Origin of the sequence: Synechococcus sp. R5-13, assembly GCF_047462015.1 — a bacterium.
Lineage (GTDB): Bacteria > Cyanobacteriota > Cyanobacteriia > Thermostichales > Thermostichaceae > Thermostichus.
This window is the reverse complement of the sequence record NZ_JANSIL010000136.1, coordinates 1-9,594: the sequence shown is the minus strand read 5'-3', so window position 1 is coordinate 9,594 and position 9,594 is coordinate 1. Positions and strand designations below refer to the sequence as shown.

10 protein-coding genes are annotated in these 9,594 nt (G+C 56.4%); 8 read left to right on the top strand and 2 right to left on the bottom strand.

Annotated features, from left to right (window positions below; all coding sequences use genetic code 11):
- Positions 1-16: 16 nt before the first annotated feature.
- Entirely contained in the window at positions 17-1,171 is a 1,155-nt protein-coding gene (gene gshA / locus NW840_RS10400) for a glutamate--cysteine ligase (protein ID WP_414344106.1), read from the bottom strand.
- Between the two features lie 141 nt (positions 1,172-1,312).
- Between gshA and NW840_RS10395 the strand changes: the two genes are divergently transcribed.
- The 7 genes from NW840_RS10395 (at position 1,313) to NW840_RS10365 (ending at position 8,468) form a co-directional block, all read left to right on the top strand.
- Positions 1,313-2,752: an NAD(P)/FAD-dependent oxidoreductase gene (locus NW840_RS10395; RefSeq protein WP_414344105.1), complete on the top strand. Its 1,440-nt coding sequence runs from the start codon at positions 1,313-1,315 to the stop codon at positions 2,750-2,752.
- Positions 2,749-4,038, top strand: a complete 1,290-nt coding sequence (locus NW840_RS10390) for a hypothetical protein (protein ID WP_414344103.1) — start codon at positions 2,749-2,751, stop codon at positions 4,036-4,038. The genes NW840_RS10395 and NW840_RS10390 overlap by 4 nt, the downstream gene beginning before the upstream one ends.
- Before the next feature lie 138 nt (positions 4,039-4,176).
- A complete protein-coding gene (locus tag NW840_RS10385) occupies positions 4,177-5,376 on the top strand; it encodes a hypothetical protein (RefSeq protein ID WP_414344102.1) in 1,200 nt (399 codons plus the stop codon).
- Between the two features lie 57 nt (positions 5,377-5,433).
- Complete coding sequence (locus NW840_RS10380) at positions 5,434-5,886, top strand: hypothetical protein (RefSeq protein WP_414344101.1); 453 nt, start codon at positions 5,434-5,436, stop codon at positions 5,884-5,886.
- A gap of 137 nt (positions 5,887-6,023) precedes the next feature.
- On the top strand, positions 6,024-7,325 hold the full coding sequence (locus tag NW840_RS10375; protein ID WP_414344100.1) for a gamma-glutamyl phosphate reductase: 1,302 nt from the start codon (positions 6,024-6,026) through the stop codon (positions 7,323-7,325).
- A 135-nt stretch (positions 7,326-7,460) separates the two neighbouring features.
- Positions 7,461-8,102: a hypothetical protein gene (locus tag NW840_RS10370; protein ID WP_011432202.1), complete on the top strand. Its 642-nt coding sequence runs from the start codon at positions 7,461-7,463 to the stop codon at positions 8,100-8,102.
- A 3-nt stretch (positions 8,103-8,105) separates the two neighbouring features.
- A complete protein-coding gene (locus tag NW840_RS10365; protein WP_011432201.1) occupies positions 8,106-8,468 on the top strand; it encodes a DUF3493 domain-containing protein in 363 nt (120 codons plus the stop codon).
- Between the two features lie 26 nt (positions 8,469-8,494).
- On the opposite strand, the gene NW840_RS10360 is transcribed toward NW840_RS10365, so the two are convergent.
- On the bottom strand, positions 8,495-8,887 hold the full coding sequence (locus NW840_RS10360) for a hypothetical protein (RefSeq protein ID WP_238376872.1): 393 nt from the start codon (positions 8,885-8,887) through the stop codon (positions 8,495-8,497).
- 200 nt (positions 8,888-9,087) lie between these two features.
- Here NW840_RS10360 and psaC point away from each other — a divergent pair, with 200 nt between their 5' ends.
- A complete protein-coding gene (gene psaC / locus NW840_RS10355; RefSeq protein WP_011432199.1) occupies positions 9,088-9,336 on the top strand; it encodes a photosystem I iron-sulfur center protein PsaC in 249 nt (82 codons plus the stop codon).
- The last annotated feature ends 258 nt before the right edge of the window (positions 9,337-9,594 follow it).

Genomic DNA, 9,594 nt, shown 5'->3' with positions numbered 1-9,594 from the left:
ATCCGTACTGAACATATTATACATTATTTTCAGTATAGTTGAGCTTATTATTGACTAGAGTCATGCTCTCTCGGTCTTGTTCGGCCAGCTCCTGGATGGCCTGTTGGTACACCTGGGCAGGTGTGGATCCCTGGTTGACTTGCTTCAGCCAGCGTTGGGCCTCATTGCCCTGGTGGAGCAGGGTTTGCAAGGGAGCTAGAAAACAGCCCAAGCCTTGAGGTTGGCCAATACGCCAAGCTTCGGTCAGCAGCTCTTCGATCCACTCTTGGGCCGCCCGTTCCCGGCCTGTCCGCCAATCGACCAAACGAGATTGCAGCGATTCTCGGGCAGCAGCCTGCTCGTTGGCCTCGCAAAGGCTCTCCAGCTCTGTCGGGGTAAAGGGCCCCCGCAAGGGATCCAGCGCTTCCGGCTGGGCCAGCAACTGCCAGAGACGGGCTTCCACCAAGGCGGTAATCGCCAGAACCATTACCGGATCCCCCACCAGATCGCAAATGCGCAGCTCCACGCGGTTGAGGTGGTAGGGCCGCTCCGGGCCGTTGGGTCGCACCGAGGCCCACAGGTGGCGCACATTCTGCATTGTGCCCAAGGCTAGCTGCTCCTGGATCCAGGCAATGTAGTGGGCGTGATCCCGGAAGAAGGGCACCTGAGCCGGCGTTTTGGGGAACACCTGCCAACGGCTGGAGTGGGATCCCGTCACCCGTCCGTCCAGAAAAGGAGAGGAAGCGCTCAGAGCTAGGTAGAGAGATGCTTCCGCTCGCAGCAGGCGACAGGCCCGGAAGATGGCCTCCGTACCTGGCAGGCCAACATTGATGTGAATGCTAGCAGTTACCACCCGCGTGCCATAGGTGCGCTCGATGTAGTCGTGGTAGGGGTTGCCGGGATCCGACCGCTCGAAGTGATCGCTGCCGCCCAAAGCCAGCGTACTCCCCGGCAGAAGGGTGTAAGGGCCAAGACGGCGCAAAAATTGCCGCAACTGTAGGCGAGGCCGCAACAAAGCACAGAGCAGGTCTTCGTAGCGGCGAAGGGGAGGGGTGATATACTCCACGTTGCGCCGATCCGGCTCCCGTACAAACCCTGGCAAAGCCTGGCAAATGCGATCCGACAAGCCCACCACTTCCCCGGCGGCGGTGCCGGTGTACATTTCCACCTCAAAGCCCTTGGTCAACAGCACAGGCCAGCCTCCAGCCGCAGCCTCACCAGTCTAACCTCTGTGCCCATTTTCCCAGGGCTTTGTAGGGAATTGTCCGGTGGCAGGGGACTTTCCCGACCTGCTTTAGAATGTCTCCACGGGGTAGTTGCGAGAGGGAATAGAGTGCGCGATCCCATCTACATCCTGGGGGCAGGGCCAGCGGGCATGGCGGCTGCCTACCGCTTAACCCAGCTCGGTTTTCCCGCGGTGGTGGTGGAACGGGAAGAGAGAGTTGGGGGCCTGGCCAAAAGCATCCACTACCAAGGGTTTATTCTGGACTACGGCCCGCACCGCTTTTTTACCAAGATTCCGCCCGTGCTGGAGCTGTGGAACCACGTTTTGGGATCCGAACAGGTAACGGTTCGGCGGCTTACCCGCATCTACTACCGCAAGAAGTATTTTCAGTACCCCATTCAAGCTTGGGAAGTTCTACGGAAAGTGGGCTGGTGGGAAAGTCTTCGCATTGTCCTTTCCTACCTTTGGGCACAATTAATCCCACAGCCGGCTCCCCAGAACTTTGCCGACTGGGTTAAGGGCAAGTTCGGTACTCGGCTTTTTCAAATGTTCTTTGAAGGATATACGGAAAAGCTTTGGGGGATCCCTTGTACCGAGATCAGTGCCGATTGGGCCGCTCAGCGCATCAAAGGTCTCAGCCTTGGGCAAGCCATCCAAAAGGCATTGGGGTGGAATCGAGGTTCGGTGAAATCCCTGATCGATCAGTTTCAGTTTCCTCGCCTGGGATCCGGGCAGCTCTATGAAAAAATGCAGGAGTATTTGCTTGCCGAAGGACAGAAAGTCTTGCTCAATACAGAGGTAGTCGCCCTTAGGCACGAGGGATCCCAAATTGCCGAACTGCAATTGCGCAACCTTCAGACTCAGCAAGAGACTTGGGTTCCTGCCTCTCACGTCATTTCTTCGATTCCTCTAACGGTGTTGGTGCAAAGTCTGCAGGAATTACCACCCCCAAAGGTGTTGCAGGCAGCCCGGAATCTTAGGTTTCGCAACACGGTTTTGGTTTACCTAATTGTGCAGGGATCCCAGCTTTTCCCCGATAACTGGCTGTACATCAACGACTCGACGGTGGCTTTGGGGCGGGTGACCAACTTCGCCAATTGGTCTCCGGCTATGCTGCCCAACTGGGAACAAACCCCTTTGTGCTGTGAGTATTGGTGCAACTTTGGGGATCCGCTGTGGCAAGCCGACGAAAAGGAATTGCTGGCTTTGGCTGAGAAAGAGCTGCGTCACATTGGCTTGCTGCAAGAGCAGAAGATCTGTAGCGGTTTTGTGGTACGCCTACCTCGCACCTACCCTATCTATGCCGGTAGCTATAAAGAAGATTTGGCTATTTTGCAGGAGTATCTCAGCCAGTTTGAAAATCTGCAAGTGGTGGGCCGCTACGGCTCATTTAAATACAACAACCAAGATCACAGTTTACTGATGGGCCTACTGGCGGCTGAAAACATTCTCCAACCCGGTAGTCACAATCTCTGGCAGGTGAACTCCGATGACGATTACCAAGAAGAAATCAAAGTGACATCTTCACCCTTAACAGTTCAGCGATGAGCTTGCCTCTCAGTCATCTGTTGCAGCGAGGTCGGCAGCATCTTGGCCCTTTTTTAGGGCGAGTCTTGTTGCCCAGCTTGGCCTTGACGGTGCTGCAGATCTTCATGATCTCCCTCTGGAGTGAGGAGAGCAATTATGCTTCCATCTTCAAGGGCCTAATTCAGTGGGATAGCCATTGGTATCTCGGCATCGTGCGGCAGGGGTATCAGTTTGTGGGCTTTGACAAGATTGCCTATGAGCAGAGCAACGTGGCTTTTTTCCCCGGCTACCCCCTGGCGGTGGCTGGAATCAGTCGCCTTTTGAGCGTTGACCCTGAACTAGGGCTTTACCTCACCGCCCAGCTCTTTTGCTGGCTGATGTGGGTTTACCTTTTCCTGTTCTACTGCAAGTGGCAAATTCCCCCGCTCTGGCAGGCTTTGGCAAGTTTGCTCATCCTGGTTTATCCCACCAGCTTTTATCTGTGTGTGGGCTACAGCGAGTCTTTGTTTACAGCTAGCTTGTTGGGTTTTCTCTACTGGTCAATTCATTGGGATCGTCCCCTGCTGATGCTCCTGGCCGGGATCCACGGCTTGGCAATGAGCGCCACCCGCATTGTGGGTTTGCCGGTAGCCTTGATTCCACTTCTCAATCTCTGGTCAGGATCCCGACGTTGGCTTTGGACAGTGGCGACAGTGAGCCTGGCTTTGCTGGGGGGGCTGGGCTTTTTTCTCTACTGTCAGCTTCGCTTTGGACGCTGGGATCTCTACATGGAAATGCAGTCCTACTTTGGCCCCAGCTCTGTCAATTACCTGGCCATTGTTCAAGCGCACACCTATACTCCTCTCTTTTCTATTGGTCATTGGCGATCCCTGTTTTCCTTTTCTGAAGCTTTGGAAGCTGGGATATGGGCAATTTCCCTCAGTCAAGTGTTTGTTCCTCTCACCTTGGGATCCCTACTGGTGACCGGTTTGATAGATGGGATCAGCTCCACAGCCGGCAAAAGTCGGCGCTGGCAGGAGCGGCTGGGGTTTCATTTGGCTGCTTGGGTGATGTTTTACATTGCCTTAGCAGGAATGAGTGTGGTGGGCCAGCGAAGTATGGTTCGCTATTGCCTGCCGGTTTACATCGTGCAGGTGCTGGCCTGGCTACATTGGGCCAAACACACCGATTTCAGCTTCATCCCCCAACGGGCTTGGCGATATCTTGGCAGTGCCCTGAAGCTGGGGTATTGTCTTTTGGCTTTCATCTTTTTTGCCCTCAACCAAATCCTCACCTGGCGCTACGTCCAACATCTTTGGGTGGCTTGACGGAGCCGTCTTGACGAGAGAAAGAGCAATGTGCCGATGAGTCTTCGCCTCAGCCATCTGTTGCAGCAGATCCGCAAACTTTTAGGTTGCTTCTCTGTTCGGATTGCTTTGCTAGGCTTAGCGCTTACTATCCTGCAAGTGCTAACGATATACCTCTGGACAAAACGCGGTGACTATGCTTCTGCTTTCGCGGCTCTGAGTCAGCGGGATAGCTATTGGTATCTCAGCATTGTGCGGCGGGGGTACCAGTTTGTGGGTTTCGACAAGATTGCCTATGAGCAGAGCAACGTAGCTTTTTTCCCCGGCTATCCCCTGGCAGTGGCCGCAATCAGTCACCTTGTGGGAGTTGACCCTGAACTGGGGCTCTACCTCACCGCCCAGCTCTTTTGCTGGCTGATGTGGGTTTACCTTTTCCTGCTTTACCGCAGGTGGCAAATTCCCCCCCTCTGGCAAATTTTGGCCAGTTTGCTCATCTTCTTTTATCCCACCAGCTTTTACCTGGTCGTGGGCTACAGCGAATCTTTGTTTATGGCCAGCCTACTGGGTTTTCTCTACTGGTCAATTCACGGGGGCCGTCCCCTGCTGATGCTCCTGGCTGGGATCCACGGCTTGGTGATGAGTGCTACTCGGATTGTCGGCTTGCCGGTGGCGCTGCTCCCTTTTTTGAATCTCCTGAAAGCGGGGGAGAGAACCCAAGCCCGCCGTTGGTTTTGGACGAGTATGGCAGCGAGCTTGGCTCTGTTGGGTGGCCTGGGCTTTTTTCTCTACTGTCAGCTCCGCTTCGGACGCTGGGATCTCTACATGGAAATGCAGAGCTACTTTACCGGCGTGAAAGCCAATTATCAAGCTATTTTCCAAGCTCGCACATATGTCCTTTCCGCCGAACGCTGGCAAAGCTTACTCTCTCTTTCTGCACCGATGAAAGACCCTGGGCTGTGGGCTGACGCTCTTAGCCAACTGTTTGTGTCTGCCACCCTGGGATCCCTGCTTGTTACAGGTTTAATGGATGCGGCAGGAGTTATGGCAGGTAGAAGCCAGTGTTGGCGGGAGCGGCTGGGATTTCATCTGGCTGCTTGGGCCATGTTTTACATTGCCCTGACGGGTACGAGCCCCTTGGGCCAGCGAAGCATGAGCCGCTATTGTCTGCCGGTTCACATCCTGCAGGTGTTGGCGTTGGTACATTGGGCCAAACACACCGATTTCAGCTTCATCCCCCAAAGGGTGCTTGGCTATCTTGGCACTATCCTGAAGCTGGGCTACGGGCTTCTAGCTTTGATCTTCCTCGCCCTCAACCAAATCCTCACCTGGCGCTACGTCCACCATCTCTGGGTGGCTTGACTCCGCTTTCCTGAAGATAGGATGTGAGGGATCCCAACTTCTCACCGGCTGAGAGCTGTGGCGTTCTCTTCTCCCCGCAAGTCTCCCCGTCAAAAATCAGCCTCGCGTGTCGCTCAGACCCTTGAGCCCGCCAAAATTTACCCCTGCCCGTGCTGCCACCAAGGTCAGTTACGCCTGATCACCCTAACCGAAGCCTTCGGGTGTAGCCGTTGCCAGCATATTTTTGCCATTACCCCCGACCGCCTGTACATCGAGCAACTGGCCGTTTCTTATCCCTATCGCAAAATGTGGTTCTGGAACGGCTACCAATGGGTGTTGCGGCGGGAAAACACCCTACAGGGATCCGCGCTCTTGGGCCTCACCCTCAGCTTGGGCATTGTCTTGGCGGTTGGGTTCATCGGCGCAGTGCTCTTCCCAAACCAAACCCAGTTGCTCAGTTGGTTCATGATTCTCGGCTTGTTGCTAACGCTGCTGATGGTGACGGCGATCCTGCTGCTGCGGCGGCCCTGAGGTGAGTGAGATTTTCTCCAGCGACTGGTCTCCAGAATTGGCAGCCCCAGCACTTGTGGATCCAACCATTTCTTGTTAGCAGTGGTCTGGAGAACGCAGCGGGTCTGTCTCTAATGGGCTAGGCGGGAGAAGTTCAAGTGACAGATTTCGGTTCAGACTTTGACTTAGGTACCACTCTGCGACAGGTACGCCGTTTGCTACCCCAACTGCAGCGGTTGAGCAGCCAAATCAAGCGCCAGGCCCTGCTGGCTCTCTCGCGGTGTTTGCTGGAGCGCTCCGATCTGCTCCTGGAAGCCAATACCCTTGACCTGGAAAGTTGCCGCGAGCAAACCGTACCGGAGTGGATCCTCAACGGCCTGAAGCTCACCCCCGAGCGTCTACAGCGATCCGCCCAGTTGCTGACTCTCCTGGCCCAGCAGCCGGATCCCATTGGCAAGCTGGAGAAAGGGCACCGCCAGGAGAATGGCCTGTTTATTGGCCGCTACCGCGTCCCGTTGGGGTTGATTGCTCTGGTCTACGAAATCTACCCCGAGTTTGCCTTAAATGGCATTGGCATGTGCCTAAAAACAGGAAATGGCGTGATTTTGGCCAGCAGCGGTCCCATCCAGAAAACTCACCAGGCTATGGTCAACCTGTTGGCAGAGACGGCTTATGAGCACGGGATCCCGGAAGGGGCCATTCAAACCTTGCCCGCCCAAGACCAAACGGCGGATCCCCAAGCAGATTCCCCACTGTTGCCGTTGCTACAGCAAACCCGCTACCTCGACCTGGTGATTCCCTGCGGTCGCCCCGGCTGGGTGGAGTTCCTGTTGCAGGCCAGCAAAGTGCCGACTCTGGCTACCCATTTGGGCTACGGCCACATCTATCTGGATCGCACTGCCCCTTGGCCCTTGGTCAAATCGGCTTTGTTGGATCCCCTCGCCCAGTATGGCTCAGAAGGGATCCCCATCTATCAGCCTCTCACCCTCTGGCTGCTGATCCACACCGATTGGGCCACCAACCATCTGACCGCCTTGATTGAGGACTTGCTGGGTCACGGGATCGATATCCAGGCAGCCGCCTCCATTCTGGAACAGTTCCCGCAGCTCCAGCCGCTTGGGCAAGGCTTTGACTCGACGGAACGACCTCATCTGCGCCTGCAGCCCATTGCCGACCTGACGGAGGCGATCGCCTGGATTAACAAAAATGGTTGCCGTCAATCGGAGACGATCCTCACCGATAGCCAATCGGCGGCCCAGCGCTTTCTCCAGGAAGTAGATGCCGCCCTGATCCACATCAACACTTCCCCCCTCTCGGCAGGCCGGGGAGCTGGGATCCCCACGTTGGGAGCGTTTCGCGACCTGTCTTTGGGCATTTCTACCCAGCGGCTGCACGTGCGCGGGCCCATCGACGTGGAAGCCCTGACAACGGTGAAGGTGGTGGCTCAGGGCGATCTGTAGAGCCGGGCAGCAACCCAACTGATGCGCCAAGGTTGGCCGGTCTGCCCAAGATCCAAGAGCTGGGATGAGGCTGGAGAATGAGAATGTAGATCGCCATCAGCTCAACATCCAACTGAGGCCAAAGGGAGGACTTTTTTGGGGATCGACCTTCGCAGTTACGTGTTTTTGGATCGGCTGCAACCCCAGTATGCTGCTTATCTGGGCACAGTAGCCTACGGCTTTTTGCCCCTGCCTGGGGACACTTCTTTGTGGGTCGAGATTTCCCCCGGCATCGAGATCAACCGCGTTATGGATATTGCCCTGAAGGCCACCTCGGTGAGGCCGGGGCTGCAGGTGGTGGAACGCCTCTACGGCCTTCTGGAAGTACACTCCAGCAACCAAGGGGATACCCGCACCGCCGGACGGGCGATTCTGGCTGCCTTAGGGGTGAGTGAACAGGAGCGCCTCAAGCCCCGCATCATCTCCAGCCAGATCATCCGCAACATCGATCCCCACCAAACCCAGTTGATTAACCGTTCCCGCCGTGGCCAAATGCTCCTGGCCGGCCAAACCCTCTATATCCTGGAGGTGCAACCGGCAGGCTATGCCCCCCTGGCTGCCAACGAGGCAGAAAAATCTGCCCAGATCAACATCCTGGAGGTGATGCCTTTCGGTAGCTTTGGCCGCGTGTACTTGGGAGGGGAAGAGCGAGATATTCTGGCCGCCTGCCGCGCTGCCGAAGCCGTTTTGGCGGGGGTTTCCGGTCGGGAGCCCCTCTTGTTGCCTGAGGAGGTGTAGCCAATGGCAGACTCCGATCCCAAGCCAAGATCGCCCCTGTCGCAACGCCGGGATCCCTCTTCAGCAGAGCAGGTGAGGCTGTTGACGGAGCTGGCCGCTCCCTACCGCAGCTTGCGGCGCTTCATCTACTTGGCGGTGGGGTTCTCGGCTACCATCGGGGCGTTTGTGTTTTTCTTTCGAGCCCTGGCGGGACGGGACTTGAACACCACCTTGCCCAGCTTGGCCTTACAGTTGGGGATCCTGGCCGGCGCCATCGGCCTAAACAGGCTGGAAAACCGCTCTCACCAGAAGGTGATCAGACAGGTCAAACAACGCTTGGGCATGCAGCAAGACTCCCAGGAGCCCCAACGGTCGGCGGACAGTTAGCCCGCCCATTCCCCGCAGCCCCTTTCTCAATCCAGATCAAAGTCATCATCATCCGCGTCAGCACTGCGCAGATAGCGGCGCTGAGTTTGGCGAGCGGGATCCCCTTGTGACCACTTTTGGACAATTTGGACACCCAGAAAGGTCAGAAAGGCCCCCAAAGCCACAAACGTGAGAAGTGGGATCGCCAGGATCACCACTGCGCCCAGGACATAGATAGCCACCTTGGGCAGAGACGGATCCACCCCCCAGCGGTGGCTGCGCACCCAGTCGGTGAGCTGCTGATCCCAGCGGCGTAGGCGAGGGACGTTTTCCTCGAAGATCTCCAGCAAAATTGGCCCCAGACGACGCAGATTGCCCTGAGTTTGCCTTCGCCAATCTTGCACCGAGCGCCCCATGTTCGGGATCCCTTGTCCTGTCATCTTCAGGCCGATCCTAGCCCAACCCCAGCAACCTTCCCATTGGCCCACCGGATGTAAATTTGTTTGAACATTTGGATCGGAGATTTTGGAGGCTTCCCAGGACTACTGTACACTGAGGGCACTTGCGCAGCGATGCTGCTGCCCTGCGGATTCGGTAAACCTCTTTTTAACGTTTCAACCTGCTCGACTGGAGAACGCTAATGGCTCACTCGGTCAAGATCTACGACACCTGCATCGGCTGCACTCAGTGTGTGCGGGCTTGTCCCACCGACGTGTTGGAGATGGTGCCCTGGAAGGGGAACAACAAGGCTGGCATGATCGCTGCCGCTCCCCGCACCGAAGACTGCGTTGGCTGCAAACGCTGTGAAACCGCTTGTCCCACCGATTTTCTGAGCATCCGAGTCTACCTTGGCCCCGAAACCACCCGCAGCATGGGCTTGGCCTACTGATGGGGGCACCTGGCCGCAACCCCACTCTCAACTGCCCACAGAGCACAGGTATTCCAGAGTACCAGAAAAGCAGTTTACTTCCCAACCCAGTTCCAGCCTTTCCCTCTTCCGGGGAGAGGCTGTGGCGTATGGCAGGTCTTAAGCTGTTTGGTAAACTACCCGACACCCGCGCTATGCGCAGGGTGCGAGCTTTATCCCAATCCCTAGCTGACCCAGAGGACAGCTAAGTTTCGGAATTTCAGGCGAGTTTACAGTCGC